Below are 17903 nucleotides of genomic sequence, written 5' to 3'. Positions count from 1 at the left end.
GCTTTGATATGTTTGAGGTACGAGTTTATCAAAGGTTCTTAGATTTTCATAAACACGAACTTTAGACTAATTAAAAGCTTTTAACGTGCCGAAGTTTGGCAGCATATTCGGTCGTATAAGTTAAATTTCGGGCATGGTTATATATATATTATAATATCAATAAACAGGCTTACCATCAAAAGTTTCAAATTTAGGAGGATTCTTTTCATTATTTCTAACTCCCGTAGGTCTATTCATATCGTTTCTCTTATTTTCTTTATTACTTGATTTATGATTCTTTTCATTCGTCATTTATAACTCCCCTTTCTGCTTTTAGTTTTTCCACTGAAAAAGGTTTTATTCTTTTGGTTAATTTTTTATATAAAAACCATGCAGGACTCCATGTTCAAAACTTAAATTATACGGAGAGATATGTTACCAAAACTGAAAGCACATTTAAAAACTTTTTTAGCAGTCTTAGTGAAGTGTTTTAGAAAACCTTAGAACCTTATATATGTTTGAGTGCAGCGAGTTTATATAAGGTTCTTTACATTATTATGAAACTCCTCTTCCTTTCGTCAGAGGAGTAAGCGATTCGCACAAAATCACAGATTTTGGCTCTCTGCTTAAACACGAACTTTAGACTGATAAAAAGTTTTTAACGTGCTGAAGTTTGGTAACATATCTGGTCGTATAATTTAAGTTTTCATCATGTAACCCAATAACGTGAATATAGGAGTTTCTTTATTCTCTGGTTCAGCAAATATATTACCTTTATCTATATCAGGTAATTCCTCATAAACCTTATCTATATATTCTGTATTTGTAACTATATATATATTCTCCTTATCTACCAGAGACTTTATTCTATCTACCGCAGTTCTTAAAAAGCTTTTATTATTTATAATTTTTAGAAATTGCTTTGGATTCTTGTATCTAGAGAGAGGATAAAGCCTTGTTCCTTTGCCACCTGCAAGAATTAATGCATATAACAATTGTCCCCACTCCTAATAATGCTTTACTGTATAATATGTACATTTTACAGCAATTGTGAAAAAATAACTTGTATTCCATATAAATTATTACATAAATTTTTTCTCACTGTAAAAATAATCCAACATTTCTCTTAAATCCATTTTTCTTTCATCTTTATACACATTAAATAATTTTTTTGAATATAGTTCTAATACCTTTCCTACCTTAATAAGTATAATATCTAGTCGAGACAGTTCCTTATCATCTAATTCAATCATAGTCTTATTAAACTCTGTATTTACACTGGTTATAAATTCATGTAATTTTATAAATTCTTTCCTTTCTACACTTTTAGCCCTAGCTACAATAATTAAATCGTAATTCATTTTTTCTCTTTTGTTATCAATTAGCCCTGCCCGTAGCTCCGTATGTATAGGATATGTTTTTTCCACGCCAAATCCTGCATTAGTAAGGGATTTGAACATAAGCTCCCATCCTTCTGGTGAACTATTATTATATGTAAGTATTAAAGGTGCATCTTCCTTTAACACTCTCCTGACTTCACTAAAACATTTAGATAACTTTAGCAAAAATTCTTCTTTAGATATTCCTCTAGCTTCATTTACAGTAACCTCATGGTTGAATTGTATATGATTAGAGTTAAAAAAGTTGTATTTGTCTTTTAAAATTATTCTATCCCATATATAAAAAAACTCGCTTATTTCTCCGTAGTTTATGGCAGAGTAATATGGTGGATCTGTTATTACTGCATCTACAGAACAATTTGGTATAAAAGATAAGTCTTCAGCAGTTTGACACTTAAGCAATGTATTTTTCTTATTGTTAACTAAGTCTATGAAATCCTCCGCAAATTCCGAATAAAACCTTTCATTCTTTAAGGCTATATTAATATTTTTTCCATTATTATTTATTCTCTCATAAGGACTATAATTAAATTTTTTACTTTGAATAAGACTCTTGTAATGTTTTATAAAACTTCCTCTTCCAAGTTTAGTTCCCCATAGATTATTTTCCACAGGATTTACTACAGGTGCCATATGATGATCTCCAAATAAAGGCTCGATTTTTCCATATTGTGAATTATAAATGCAAAACATATTGTTTGCATTTATTGTATTAGAAAATACACATAAAAATAATTCCTTTAATTTATCATCCGATATTTTATTTATTTCTTCTAATAATCTTACTAAATAATATAGTTGTCTATAATTAAACATTTGATGCCAATATTTATAGTTATGATTTATTATTTGTTTAGTATTATATCCTTCTGGTATTTCTGATGTAGGGATAAATTTATTGTCCTTATGTAACAAATTTATAGCTTTTTCTTTAACTTTGTTATAGTTATCTATATCTTCTTTATCTGGTATCTTAAATCCCTTCTTTTTTGTTTCTGAATCATAGTATTGAATTGCGTACATCTCCAAATCTAAAGGGTTATCTCTATGTTTCATTATATCTCTAACTAAATCCCAATTTGTGTTACATGATACGCACGTAAACTTTCTTCCTTTATAAATACCTATATGATTATTAAACTTATAGCTACAGCTGCCACAGATTAACTCTTTTTGGTTTCCCCTTACAATTTCTCCACACTGCGGACATATATTAAAATTTTCATAGTTTTTTTTGATTAACTTTGTAATTGTATAGTGTGGAAAAAGCTTAGAACATTCTCCACACTTAGGGCATGTAGCTTTTTTCACCCATAACACATACATAATATCTACTTTTCTTTTTATATTCTTTTCATGATCATATATAGTAGTTTTATATGATTCTTTTATTTCATTGCCTATATTCTCTTCAAGCTTTGAAAATTCTTTATCTAAAATAAGATTTATTTCCTCTTCTGAGTAAATATTATTTATAGATGTACGAGGTAGCTGAAGCTCATTTTTAGTAATAAACCAAGCCACAGGGTTAATATCTATCCCTACCACCTTTGCCCCTAGCCTGAGTGCATTTACAACTGTAGATCCTCCTCCCATAAAAGGATCTAATATAATTTTTCCTTTAAGAAGTTGGTAGTTGTTTCTATAATATATATCGTTAAAATTATCTAGTTCATTTGCTTCTAGCTCTAAAGCAAGAAGTATACTCCTGAATATAGCATCAGTTTTTCTTCCAAACCATTTATGCAGCTTATATACAGGCTTTCTACTATTAGCTTCTTTCCTAGATAATTGAGATATGAATTTTATAGGAATTGAGTTATCTACCATTTTCACCATACATATTCACCCTTACATATAAATAACATCTACCTATATTATAACTATTGTAGATGTTATTTATAATAAATCTATACTACTCTTAGGTTTGTATCTAATGATTGTTTATCATGATATTGATTTATTCCTATTGATTTTAATTTATCATATAGGTTATCTAAAGTTTTTTCCGGATCATAATAAAATTCACTTGCTCTTACTCTATAAAAGTTCCATCCAAGTCTTCTTAAATCTAATTGTTGTTCAATATGTTCTTCCCAATTATAGTTTTCAACACTAGTATTCCCATCACATATAATTGCTGCCCTGCATTCTACACCTTCTATTAAGAAATCTATTTTATATGTTCCTATTTTAACCTGTGGCGTTACTATATATCCCTTATTTTTTATACTATTATAAAAATCTTTTTGAAACCTTGATTGAAAGACATCATTAGTATTTTTTTTAATCATATTTTTATTTTTGTAGCTTAAACAATATTCTAATAATCCATATCTTACACATTCTGGATTTAAGTCCTTTAAGTCTACAGAATGAATTAACCATAACTGATTTCTAGCTCTACTTGCAGCCACATTAAACCTTCTAATATCAGACTCCTTTGTAAGAGAATTGAATTTAACATTATTTGCTATTATCATAGACAAAAATATTATGTCTCTTTCATCCCCCTGAAAAGAATATGCATCACCACATATAAGATTTCTTTTTATAATTTCTTCTTCACCTAATTTATTTTTAAGCATGCTTTCAATTAACTCACTTTGACTTTCTCCTAAAAGAGATATTACGCCCATAGTCATTCCCATATATCTTTTATCTTTACATAATTCTACTATTTTATTTACTATAAGTTCTGCCTCTTTAAGATTTATTGGTTTATTTAATTCCCTATATCCATCTTCCACCTTTACTGTTGCTATAGGTGGATATAGCATTTCTTTTAGTTGCGAGTATCTTAAGGGATTTATTTCTCCATAGTAACAATACTCATTGCTAAAACCTATTAATTCCGGAACACACCTAAAGTGTTCTTTCAACATTAATCTATTAGGAAACACCCTTAGTGCTGTATCATAGAGGCTTGTTTGTAAATCAAACCATTGGCTATGAGGTATATCTTTAAGATATTTGTCCATTAGTCCATGTATAAGGCTTTGGCTTATTCCAATTGTTTCTGGACTTATTTGTTTATCATCTCCAACTATTATTGCCTTTTTTGCTCTCATTAAAGCACATGTAGAGAATATATTACTTTGACTACTTTCATCAAATATAATCACATCAAATAAATCTTCAGATAGTTTTATATTTTCTATTATTCTATTTAAAGGCATAATCCAAACTGGAATTACTGACTTACATCTTTCCATTTCACTTTGAGCTATTTTTCTATACTCAGATGCCATCTTTCCAGTACCTTTACCTATCCTTTTTACAGCCTGCATCCAAGCAAATAAACTTCTCTTTTCCTCTTCAGAAGTTCTTAATATTTGATTATACCAGGTTCTTTTAGCTACTATATCCTTTATAAGAATTCTCTCTTTTGATTTTTCTTGTTCTATTTCTTCTTCAATAGCCTCAAGATTAAATTCATGTATGTTTTTTAATATACTATTCAACTGAGCCCACTTCCACGCTTTACTCCAACATTCAAATTTGTTTAAATTGATCCTTTCCTCATTAATAATGTTATTTGTTGTTATAGGACAATCTATGCTTAATTTTCTTGTAAGCCTATCTAATTCTAATAAATCATTTTTTACTGATTTTAGTTGTTCAATTTTATTTAGTTCTTTTTCTACATGATCAATATCCAGTTGTGCTAACCCCTTATATAGGTCATCTAACTTACCTGTAGTTAGAATAACCTTCTTCAAAACTTCAATGTATGCTTTTGATTTATTATATTCTTCTAGTTCTTTAATACATTGAATGCACTCTATTAAATAATCATAAGTTTCTGCTATATGCCAGTTTAATTCTTCTGGAATTGATATTTTTCCTAGCATGGACATAATTTCAAACTTATAGTCTTTATCCCAATTAACTATAGTATTTAATTTATTTATATATTGTTCTATAGACATTAAGTCTAGTGTGTTAGAGCTTAAATTATCTATCTCTACTCCATATTCATTTATTGTATTTATCCATAAATTTTGCAAATCTCTTAAAATTATTTTTTCTTGGATAAACAGCTTAAATATTAAAGCCTGATCTAAACCTACTATAGGTTTATCATCAACAGTACATTCATTAATTATATAGTTGCATTCTGGGTGAAGCATCCTAAATACTTTTCCTACTTTTCCTCTTAAACTTAAATTTTTATATAGTATATCAAAGTCTTCACATAATTTATCAAATTCCACATATTTAGAAATATTTATATCATGATTTCTAAGTTCATTTCTTATCTTACTAAGGACTAATATATAATCATTACTCTTATGTGCTAGATCATTAAGTGCTTCATGTGCTATTTTACTGCTGTAAAACCTCTTTGATATATTCCCGAAGATACCTACGTTAACCTCATTCAGCTTTTTTTTATGCTGCACTAATAATTTTGTAAGCTTATGGTAATCACACCTATTCTTGTCTGGTATACGCCATTCTTTCAATATATTAGACAAATAATCCTTTTTTTCATCTAATTTCTTTACCTTAGATATACTATTAAATATCTCATTTTTTGTAGGTAATTTATCTATAACAAGTTTCATGTTATCGAAAGCCTTTTTCTGTTCTTTGTTAACTGTTAACAAGAGGCTTATGAATCTTTTAAACTCCTTTTCAGTTATAACCATTCGTAATTTAGCATCGATATTATCTTGTATCCATCCATATTTGTCTCTATTTTCTTTGACCCAACTAGCTATGTCCGTAATTTTATAAGTTTCATTATTACACTTTATGTAATTATTTTCCATACCTTCTATCATCTTTAATTTATCATATAATTCTTTCTTATTTTTCTTACATTTATCTAATTCATACTCTAAATCCTGTATTTCTTTATATAATCGCTCAGAGTCCTCTGCTAGAAATGTTGTTATTTTTCTCACTGATTCATCAAGATTCTTTAAGGAATTGATATCGTTGCCTAAAACCCCTATGCATAATGGCTTTATCTGTTCCGGTATCTTGTCTGAAAGAACCGTTAGCGCTTTTTCGTTTTGACTTGTAACTAAAATTCTCTTCCCATGTGATAAGAGATGACATATTAAATTAGCTATAGTATGGCTTTTCCCTGTGCCAGGAGGTCCTTGTAATACAACACCATAATTTTCAGATATCCGTTTCACTATTTCTTTTTGTTGTGCATTTGATGGTAGTGGAAAAAGTAAATCCTTTGATACATCTCTCCATTCATCTAAATCAGTTTCACTTTGATTTATGCTCTCCTTGTTAACTAAGGCTCTTACTGTATTTGGTATTTTATATCCTTTATCTATTTTATTAATTATAGTCTTTATTTCTTGCTGCCATAATCTTGTATTAGCCTTTCTTACGAAAATAACAGACTTATTGTATATAACAGGAGTACTTGAAAAATTGAGTTTATCTATAATTGTATTTTCTACATCAATCTTCCCATCTGGACTTAAATATGAAACTATCTCTTTAAATATATCTTTGGTATTGTTTATGTATCTTGGGTCTAAGTCATATTTTACTATTTTGTCATCAATCTTTAATATATTGGACAAATTAGGAACATCTATACCATCAAAGATGTTAACTTCAAGTTTAGCTGTGCCTATTGGAACTAGAGTAAACACTCCTTTTGCAGAATCAAACTTAATTTTCATTCTAGTAGTAAGCATAGGGTGCATTATCTTTTCATTATTGTACTCCCAAACAATTAATCCATTTCCCCAGATAATTTCTTTACATTCCTCTCTTTTCTCAAATTCTAGATACAATTTGAAAAACTGTTCGTAAACATCTTTACATCTTTTATCAATTTCAAGCCACCAGTCCTTACTACTAATTTTTTTATTTACACTACATCCAGTGACTTTACGTAAATCATTTTCCCAATAAAATTTTTCATAATCTGAAATGTTTCTTACCACTTTCTCATTAAACTTTTTAATACCTAAAAGATAAGAAAATAGCTTTTTAACTTTATCTTTATCCTCCATTTTTTTCCCTCCATAGTACATCCTATAACCCTATTCACCTTTATGTAAAATTATACCATCATATATAAATTTTTTCAAAAACAATCATAAAACACATTTCAGACTTTAATGACATCTTTTTTAGACTTATTTTCCATAAAAAAATAAAACCACCGATATGAAAATCTCAGTGGTTTTTCTATGTGTTAACTTTTCTACTAAGGGTCTTTTCTTTCCTTAAGTTCCTCTAAGCAATAAGCACCAATTGATCCTACAATACCTCCTAAGGTACTTATAGTTAGTGGTCTAAACTCACAAATTTATTATTTTTTACAAGAATCTCTTTCTATTAACTCGTGTTTAAGTATATAATCTTTAATTTCTACTTCATGCTTATTTATAATTTTTATAAGCATTCTCATACCAAATGATCCCATATCGTACATAGGTTCTGCTATAGTTGTAAGCTTAGGATAGAATATAGAAGCTGAGTATATATTATTAAATCCAATAACATCTACATCTTCTGGAACTCTTAAACCTTTATCTCTTAATGCATTTATTGCACCCATTGCAATTTCGTCACTAGCACAGAATAATGCATCTATTTTATTGTGCTCTATAATATCAGTCATTCCTTCATATCCGTCCTGAGCTTTTAAGCCTCCAAATCTAATAATGTTTTTATCTAATTCAAGTCCAGCTTCTTTAAGTGCAGCTTTATATCCTAAGTACCTTAAAGCACTAGCGTTATTAGCGTCTTCATGAGTTCCTATGTAACCTATCTTTTTATTTCCTTTATTTATTAAATAATTAACGGCCTCTGATGCTGCTTTTTCGTTATCGATATTTATACTAGGGATACTTGCCTCATTGCTAGCTGTTTCAACTAACACCATTGGAACCTGAAGCTTCTTTATAAGTTCTAACATACTGTCTTCTAAAGATGCACTCATGTATAGAACTCCATCAACCATTTTCTCTCTTAATACTTTCAAGTATTCCATTTCTTTTTCTGGATCTAGGTCTGTATTACATAGCATTATATTATAATCATATATATTAGCTACATCTTCAGCTCCTCTAACAATTTCAGGATAGAATTGGCTTGATATGTCAGGTATTATTATACCCACTGTCCTGGTTTTTTGCGTCTTTAAACTTCTTGCTACTATATTTGGTCTATAACCTAACTTTTCTATAGCTTCTAATACTTTTTTCTTAGTTTCTTCATTAACAACGTCTACATCATTCAAAACTCTAGAAACTGTAGCTATTGATACTCCTGCCTCTTTTGCCACGTCTTTAATTGATGCTGCCATCTTATCAACTCCCGATATTTTTTCTTTTAATTATTATACTTATAAAATCCTTTTATTACAAGTTATTTAAATGTTTTCTTCACTATATAATATTAATCTTATATTGAATTCTTATGTATATTAAAAATGTGTATAAGATATCTTATACACATTTTTAATTATTATCTAACTACTTCAACTGCCATATTAAAGTCTTCACCATTTATCTTATGACTGCTGTATTCCCTTTCAGCATTATAGATTATTTCCACTGCTAAAGTATCTTTCTTTATGTCATCCTCAAATTTCTTAACCACATTTTCTAAATTTAAGTTACCTGAAACATAAAGTTTTATTTTATCAGCTACCTCAAATCCACTTTCTTTTCTCATATTCTGTACTTTACTTAATATTTCTCTAAGGTAACCTTCTTCTCTTAATTCTTCAGTAATGGTTGTATCTAAGACTACGCCTGTAGTTCCTTCACCAGCAAAAGCGAATCCTTCTAGCCCCTGCATTGTTACTAGTAACTTTTCTTCATTTAGTTCTATATCTGTTCCATCTACATTGATAGTTACTATCTGTCCGTTCTTGATTTTTTGAGCAAGTTCCATTTGATTCATAGAAGATATTTGCTTTCTTATGCCTGGGATTAACTTACCATAGGCCTTACCAAGCACAGGAAGATTTGGTTTTATGTCGAAATTAACATACTTTGATAAATCAGCACCAAATACTATATTCTTTATATTTAACTCATCCTTAACTATATCACCATAGTATTCTGGAAGAGATTTAGAACTTACAAGTATTTCAGAAAGTGGCTGTCTATTCTTTATGTTAGCACCATTTCTAGCACTTCTTCCAAGCTTAACTAATTTGTAAGCCTCATCCATTTCTTTTTCTAAATCTTTATCAACTAGTTCTTCATTGTATTCAGGCCATCTGCATAAGTGAAGACTTTCAGGTGCATTACTGTCGATACTTACTACAAGGTTTTGGTAAATTTCTTCAGTCATAAATGGTACAAATGGGGCTGCTATCATACTTAATGTTGTAAGCACTCTATATAGTGTTACATAAGCGCCTACTTTATCATCAGTTAACTCTTCACTCCAGTATCTTACCCTATTTCTTCTGACGTACCAATTTGATAACTCATCCACAAAATCTCCAATGTTGTTAGCTGCTTGAGTAATTCTGTAGTTATCAAGATGATCTGCTGTTTCTTTTATTAATGAATTTAATCTAGATGTAATCCACTTATCCATTATATTTCCACTTACAAAGTCTTTATAATCTAATGGATTAAAGTTATCTAAATCAGCATATAGTACATAAAATGAGTATACATTCCAGAATGTACCTAGGAATTTTCTTTGACTTTCTTGAACAGCTTCTTCATAAAATCTTGATGGAAGCCATGGTGCACTTGCAGTATAGAAATACCATCTAGTAGCATCTGCTCCTTCATTTTCCAAAACAACACTTGGACTCAATACATTTCCTTTATGTTTTGACATCTTAAGTCCATGTTTATCAAGTACATGACCTAGCACAACGCAGTTTTCAAATGCACTCTTATCAAATATTACAGTTGATATAGCCATCAGAGTGTAGAACCATCCTCTTGTTTGGTCTACAGCTTCTGATATAAATTGTGCTGGGAAATTTTGTTCAAAAATCTCTTTATTTTCAAATGGATAATGATGTTGTGCAAAAGGCATAGAACCAGAATCAAACCAACAGTCTATTACTTCTGCAACTCTAGTCATTTCCTTTCCACAGCATGAACATTTTAATTTAACTCCGTCTATATATGGCTTATGAAGTTCTATATTTTCAGGTACATCTATTCCTTTTTCTTTAAGCTCTTCTATACTTCCTATACACTCTCTATGACCGCAATCACATTCCCATATTGGAAGTGGTGTTCCCCAATATCTTTCTCTGCTTAGTCCCCAGTCAATTACATTTTCAACAAAGTTTCCAAATCTTCCTGTTCTGATGTTATCAGGGTACCAGTTTGTGTTATTGGTATTTTGTACTAACTTATCTCTTAAAGATGACATTTTAATGAACCAAGTTTCTCTTGGATAGTAAAGCAGGTGTGTATCACATCTCCAACAAAATGGGTAAGAGTGTGAGAACTTTTCTGCTTTATAAAGTATATTATTTTCTTTTAAATACTCTACTATTTTAGTGTCTGCATCTTTTACAAATAGTCCTTTCCAAGGCGTAACTTCATCTACAAATTTACCCTCAGTATCTACAAGGTTTATAAATGCAATGTTATTTTGTCTGCAAACAAGGTTATCATCTTCACCATAAGCTGGTGCTGTATGAACGATTCCTGTACCATCTGTAAGTGTTACAAAATCTCCATGAACTACAATATGAGCTTTCCCTTCAAATTTAGAGAAGTTAAACATTGGCTCATACTCAACACCTAATAATTCTTCCCCCTTAAAGGTTCTTACTACCTCATATTCTCCTTCTAATTTTCCAAGCAAAGCCTCTGCTAAAATTAAATGTTCTCCGTTGTTTATTACCTCAGCATAATCAAAGGCTTTATTAATAGTTAAAGCCATATTACTTGGTAAAGTCCAAGGTGTTGTAGTCCATGCTAAAATATACTTATTGTCATTTTTAATCTTAAATTTAACATAAACTGATGTTTCTTTTACATCTTTATATCCTTGTGAAACCTCATGGGAAGATAAGGCTGTTCCACATCTAGGACAATATGGAACTATTTTGTGACCCTTGTATATAAGATCTTTATCCCATATTCTTTTGAGTGCCCACCAAATAGATTCTATATAGTCATTATGATAAGTTACATAAGGATTATCCATATCTACCCAGTAACCTATTCTCTCAGACATTTCCTTCCACTGGCTTACATAGGTAAATACGCTATCCTTGCATTTGTGTATGAATTTTTCAACACCATACTGTTCTATTTGTGGTTTACCTGAAATGCCCAAAGCTTTTTCAACTTCTAACTCTACTGGAAGTCCGTGAGTATCCCAACCAGCTTTTCTTATTACTTTATAACCCTTCATAACCTTATATCTTGGAATCAAATCCTTCATAACTCTAGTTAAAACGTGCCCTATGTGAGGTTTTCCATTGGCTGTTGGTGGTCCATCATAAAAAGTAAAATATTCTCCATCATTATTCAGTTCAAAGTTCTTTTTTATTATGTCATTATCTTCCCAAAGTTTTATTATATCTTTTTCCATTTGTACAAAACTTCTTGAATTATCTATTTTTTTATACATAAACTTAACTCCTTTCTATATCTTAGCGTAAATTTTTTACTATTTAAAATATTTTATACCTGAATATACTAATTACAAATAAAAAAACTTCATCCTAATAGGACGAAGTTAAGTTCGCTGTACCACCTATGGGTTTAATTTTCAAGTACATACATACTCTATCCTTTAACGTAGAACTACGAAGAAACTTACTAAAAAACTCTTTACTTGTTCAGTTCCTTAACTCCCAGGTGATTTTCACCAAATTTTTCCTATGGATTCTCACCGTCCACCATTCTCTGTAAGTAACAAACTTTGATTACTTTTCCTGCTCAACATTTTTAGTTATTGAATTTCTAATATTTCAATACAATTTGCTTCTATTATAGTATAAGCATTTTTTGTTGTCAAACTATTTTAAAAAAATTTTAATGTAAGTTTATTTATTATTTTCCAAGACGCTGTAATATTCCATCAGCTATAGCTTGTGCAAATTTCTGTTGATAATCATCACTTTTTAATTTTTCAACATCTTCTGGGTTTGATAAAAATCCTAACTCTATTAATATAGACGGTGCATTTGTATTCTTTATAACGTAGAGTCCTCTTCCATATCCATCCTTCAAGCCTCTATCATAAGTTCCTAATTGTTGTACAATGTTATTTTGTACAGCTTCAGCTAACTTTGCACTATCTTCATCCCCAGGATTGTCCCAAGTTTCTGTACCTAAAGCAGCTGGATCATCTGCAGAATTATTATGAATTGATACAAAATATCTGGCATTAGCATTATTTGATATATCACAGCGTTTTTGCAAACTATCAACAACAGACATTGGAGTTGAACGCATATCCGTTGTTCTTGTATATACAACGCTTACCCCGTGATCTTCAAGTATTTTTCCAACCTTCAATCCTACTGCTAATGTTATATCATCCTCTTGAAGCCCATCTATTCCAGTAGCTCCAGTATCTCTTCCTAGTCCATGTCCTGGGTCTATACAAATTGCTTGACTAGTTGTTACATCCGGTTTGGTAATAACATTTAATGTAAGTAATATGGTCTTACCATATCCAGGTATGGCTCCTTTATATGTATAACTTCCTTCTTTAGATGTATCTATAGTATTAGAATCCCATATAACATTAACTGTTTTGGAAGTTCCATCACTCATAGAAGCTTTTACACTTAAGGGTAACTTATAATCATTTCCTACTACAATCTTGTCAGATATATCTGATACTGAACTTATACTGCTACTACTTTTATCTACTAAACTCAAGGATTCAAGTATTCCACTAGCTATTGCTGATGCACTTTTACTTTGGAAATCATCAGTTGCCATAGTTGTACTCTCTTTTACATTGGTCAAAAATCCCAATTCAACCATAACGGCATTTGCTGTAGTTCCCCTTAATATTTCATGTTGGGCAAGACCTACTTTAGTTCCTCTATCTATAAATTGAGTATTTTTTACTAATTTTCCTTGGATAGATTGTGCTAATTTTTTCCCAGTATTATCCCTATCAGAATAATATGTCTCAATTCCGCTTGCAGATGGGTTATCAGGATAAGCATTACAACGTATACTTACAAAAAAATCTGCTTTAGAATTATTAGACACATCAAATCTTGGCTGTAAGTCGTTATCTTTGTTCCAAGCTACATTATCACTTTGTCTTGTATAGACCACATTTACTCCATTGTCCTGTAGTATTTTTCCTACTTTTAATGCTACAGCTAAATTTATATCTTTTTCTTTTACTCCTAATGTCGAAACATTACCGTCATCACTTCCACCATGTGCTGCATCAATACAAATTGTATAGTTCTTATTTGCACTATTTGCTGGATTAGCTTTAGTTATAAATTGAAGCTTAGATGGTGTTGCTGAAATGTTTTTATCTGATGCTTTTATACCGTCTTTAATAACTAAGTTATAGGTTTTTCCATAGTCATATTGATTTTTAGGTGAGACTATAATAGAGCGTCCATCATCTCCTGACTTTATACTTATTGGAACTGATTGTCCATTTTCGTCTTGTACTAAAATGTTAGAACTGTTTATTGTGTTTTTATCAATTTTCCTATTAAATCTTATTGTCCAAGACTTACTTGTATCAATATTGGACTTAGGCTCTATGTTACTATATGCATCAGCAGCTTTTACAAAAGTAGTACTACTAAAAAGTACTATTGTAGTTAGAAAGCTAATCCAAAATAACAAATAGTTTCTTTTGTTGTTCAAATAATCACCTCCGAATATAAATTTCTTTAACACCTACAAAACTAGACATTTGTAAGGTCACTTATATATTATTATAATATATAAATCCTTAATTTTACACTTAAATACAAATATATTTTCATATTATAATAAATTTTTCCTCCAAACCCACCTTATAACGACAAAAATAATTTTTAGAAAATAATCTGGTGAATTTTATTTTTATCATTAATTTATTTAAGGTTATACTATAAAGGAGTGTGAGTTTCTAAACACTAATTTATTGTTTTTTATTAAATATATATAATCACAACTTAAATTTAACTTATGCTTAGGGATATATTACCAATGTTGAAGTCACATTTAAATATTTTTTTATTAGTCTTAGCGAAAATTTGAGAAAAAATCTTAGAACTTTAGATATATTTGAGCATAGCGAGTTTATGAAAGTTCTTTTATGTTATTATGAAACTCCTCTTCCTTCCGTCAAAGGAGTAAGCGATTCGCACAAAATCACAGATTTTGGCTCTCTGCTTAAATTGGAGCTCTAGACTAATTAAAAATATTTAACGTGACGAAACATGGTAATATATCCGGTCGTATAAGTTAAATTTCGGGCGTGTTTATCTATATTATACACTCTACTTTTCCTAATTACAGAAATAGAAAATTATAAGTAGTTATAATAACATAAGAAAAAGAAAGAGGTGTTTTTTGTGAAAATAACTTGGCTTGGTCACGCATCGTTTTTAATAGAAGATTCAAAGGGTAGAAAAGTTTTGACTGACCCCTTTGATGAAAGTGTTGGTTATCCTGTTTTTGAAGGTGAAGTAGACGTTGTTACAGTAAGTCATTATCATGTTGATCACAGCTATACAGAAAAAGTAAAGTATACTCATCTTGCTGATAAAGTAGGTGCTTTCTATCTTTGTGATATTCCTATTTTAGGTATACCTTCTTATCATGATAAGGTGCAAGGTGCAAAACGTGGTGAGAATATGATATTTGTGCTACAAATTGATGGCTATAGAATATGCCATTTAGGAGATTTAGGTTATGTGCTATCAGATGATGAAATAAAAAGCTTAGGTAATATTGATGTTCTTTTAATACCTATTGGTGGTAATTTTACGTTAGATGGTAAAGAGGCCTCTGAAATAGCACAACGTATAGGAAGCCATATTATTATACCTATGCACTATAAGACTCCAGTGCTTTCCTTCGAATTAGAAGGGTTAGAAAATTTTCTAGCATATATGAAAAATGGTGAAAAAGTTGGCGGCAATACCTTATTTATAGATGGAGCTATCAATGATAAAAATAAAGTTAAAATATTAAATTTTAAATAAATTATTTCACGAAACTGAGGAAATCTTATATGATTTTCTCAGTTTTATACATACTTAGTTATATATAATGCCTAATGAGAAAAACTTAACTTTATTCACACACCTTCTCTCTTCCTATACTATGTAGATACTTGTTTATAATAGGAATAATTACATCTAAGCATTGGGTGAATAATACTATAACCTCTTCTTTTTCGGCCTTTTTCATTGCGTACTCAAGTGCTTCCTCTTCCTTATATATTGTAGTAACCATTTCTTTATTAAATCCAGTTTCATGTATTCCAGCTTTTATTAATGAAGCACTATGTCCTTTTTTTCTTCCTCTTAAGTCCTCTTGTTCTCTCACTATTATGTAGTCACTATATTTTGCTGCTATAGTTCCAAGTTCTTTTATAAGAGAGTCCATCCTGTCTCCAGGTGCGGCTATTATAGATGTTATCCTTGAAGGATTTAGAGACTTTACAAGACTAAACACCTCAGTAAAGGCTTCCGGATTATGTCCATAATCTAAGATGAGTTTAAACTTTCCCATATCTAAAATATTCTGTCTCCCTGGGTTAGCATGTAAATCACATTTTATATCTTTTATTGCTTCAACAATTTTTTCTATATCATTAATAATAGATGAAATTGCTGCTATTGATGCCATTATATTTAGTATATTTCCTTTTGAAATTCCTTTATGGGTAAATGGAATTTCTTTAATATTTATTATTTTTCTTTCTACTCCGTTTTTACAATAAATAATAGAATCGTTTTCTACATATAAAGCTTCACCACCGTCTTCAATATATTCCTCTAAATATATATTTTTATCTAAAGCAAATAGTACAATTTCGTTGCTCGTTGCCCTTTTCCTATATCTTTTATAAACCCTATTAATACAGTATTCAAACTCTCTGAATGCAGCACTTATTAAACTCTCTTGTGCCTTCACTATTATTTTCCCACCAACTCCAACCTCATCTAGTACAACAGACTTTACCTCTATTAATTCTTTTAACCCTTTTATGCCATCCATACCTATATGATCTTTAGATATACATGTTATAATACCTGCTGAAGCTTTGTCATATCCAAGACCATTTTTTAATATTCCACCTCTTGCTGTTTCAAATACAGCCGCTTCTACCTCTTTGTTTTTGAGAACTTCTCTAGCACTTAAAAAACCTGTGGTATCTCCATTCCTTACCTTTTTATTTCCTATAAATATTCCTTCTGTAGATGTTAACGCTGCATGCATACCTAATTTATTTAATAAATTATAAGTTAGCCTAGCAGTAGTAGTTTTTCCATTTGTTCCTGTTATAGATATTATTGGTATATATCCTATTCCTTCTTTTTTTAAACATTTTAGTAGACAATCTGCCAGTTCTACTTTAATACTACTATTGTTAACCTTATCTGCAATATTAAACACAGCCCCCACATCTACCACTCTAAATATATAACTTTTCTTTATATCAACATACATAAATTTTATGTTAAGTTCCTTGTATATGTTCATACAAAGATTTTTAATGTCTACGCCTATATTACTATTTTCACAATCCTCTCTACTATATTTTTCATCATTTATACTATAAATTAGTTGTACGTTTCCATTAAAACATATACATCTATAATCTATGCCTAATTCACATATAAATATTTTTCCGTATTCATCAATCATATTCTTCATCAGTGTTTGAAGTTCATGTTCATTATTTGCATAAATATTGATGTCGTATTTTTTATCAACACATCTTACACTTATGGGAAAAGTGTAATCCTTAAAATATTTTATTTCTTTATCCGAGTATACTACTTTTCCGCTTATTCTAGGAAAATTGCTATACCTAAGCATATCCCATAAAGCTTCCCTATCCATTGATATAACTGTGTTATGCATATTCTCAAAACTTTGGTAGTCTTCACTTATAATTGTAGAGTTCTTACCATATCCTAATTGAAATAACCTATCTGTTAACCTTATACAAGGTATATCAAATAACTGTGATCTATTTACAATGTAATTTACGAATCCTTTGAAAACTAATTGTGAAGCCTTATGAGCTATCTTTTCTACGCTTAAGCTCCCGTAGTAAAGGTTAGTTAATATATATTTAGCCACATTCTCCTCATTGTATGTAACCCATAAACATATGGTTTTATCTTTTTCAACTGAAATAAGCTTTTCCTTAAAACCTAATGAGAAACATATCCTAAAATACTTTTTTAAATATGCGTTTATATTAACTCCCATGCTACTATCTATATATACTCTTACTACTTTTTTCTGTCTTTTAATATTGTTACCTTCAAAAAATTTTAAAGAAAAAACTTCCATAACAACACCCCCGTAATTATTTAGTGCATCTATAGGTTTATAAACTCTTAAAAAAATTATTCATATTTTATAGGAT

General features: G+C 29.9%; 8 protein-coding genes, 1 pseudogene and 1 other annotated feature. Of the genes and pseudogenes, 1 reads left to right on the top strand and 8 read right to left on the bottom strand.

From position 1 onward, the window contains the following. Positions 1-156: 156 nt before the first annotated feature. From HGI79_RS23290 to HGI79_RS13400, 7 genes and pseudogenes are all read right to left on the bottom strand, one after another. Positions 157-291: a hypothetical protein gene (locus tag HGI79_RS23290; RefSeq protein ID WP_278046709.1), complete on the bottom strand. Its 135-nt coding sequence runs from the start codon at positions 289-291 to the stop codon at positions 157-159. Between the two features lie 401 nt (positions 292-692). Next, positions 693-974, bottom strand: a pseudogene (locus HGI79_RS13425) (sugar phosphate nucleotidyltransferase); the annotation flags it as partial. A gap of 87 nt (positions 975-1061) precedes the next feature. Beyond that, positions 1062-3218, bottom strand: a complete 2157-nt coding sequence (locus tag HGI79_RS13420; protein ID WP_185651201.1) for a DNA methyltransferase — start codon at positions 3216-3218, stop codon at positions 1062-1064. 71 nt (positions 3219-3289) lie between these two features. Further along, positions 3290-7375, bottom strand: coding sequence for an AAA domain-containing protein (locus tag HGI79_RS13415; protein ID WP_185651200.1), 4086 nt, complete (start codon positions 7373-7375; stop codon positions 3290-3292). Positions 7376-7677: 302 nt separating this feature from the next. Further along, positions 7678-8676, bottom strand: a complete 999-nt coding sequence (locus tag HGI79_RS13410; protein ID WP_185651199.1) for a LacI family DNA-binding transcriptional regulator — start codon at positions 8674-8676, stop codon at positions 7678-7680. A gap of 161 nt (positions 8677-8837) precedes the next feature. After that, positions 8838-11942, bottom strand: coding sequence for an isoleucine--tRNA ligase (gene ileS / locus HGI79_RS13405; protein ID WP_185651198.1), 3105 nt, complete (start codon positions 11940-11942; stop codon positions 8838-8840). Between the two features lie 95 nt (positions 11943-12037). Beyond that, positions 12038-12266 (bottom strand) — a binding site (T-box leader). Between the two features lie 101 nt (positions 12267-12367). After that, positions 12368-14170, bottom strand: a complete 1803-nt coding sequence (locus HGI79_RS13400) for an N-acetylmuramoyl-L-alanine amidase (RefSeq protein WP_185651197.1) — start codon at positions 14168-14170, stop codon at positions 12368-12370. Between the two features lie 695 nt (positions 14171-14865). On the opposite strand from HGI79_RS13400, the gene HGI79_RS13395 reads away from it, so the two are divergent. Next, positions 14866-15498 carry an MBL fold metallo-hydrolase gene (locus tag HGI79_RS13395; RefSeq protein WP_185651196.1) on the top strand — a complete coding sequence of 211 codons (633 nt, stop codon included), beginning with the start codon at positions 14866-14868 and terminating at the stop codon, positions 15496-15498. Between the two features lie 91 nt (positions 15499-15589). On the opposite strand, the gene HGI79_RS13390 is transcribed toward HGI79_RS13395, so the two are convergent. Then, positions 15590-17827, bottom strand: a complete 2238-nt coding sequence (locus tag HGI79_RS13390; RefSeq protein WP_185651195.1) for a Mur ligase family protein — start codon at positions 17825-17827, stop codon at positions 15590-15592. Positions 17828-17903: the final 76 nt, after the last annotated feature.

Source organism: Clostridium sp. DJ247 (assembly GCF_014231265.1).
This window is presented reverse-complemented; position numbering and strand designations above follow the sequence as displayed.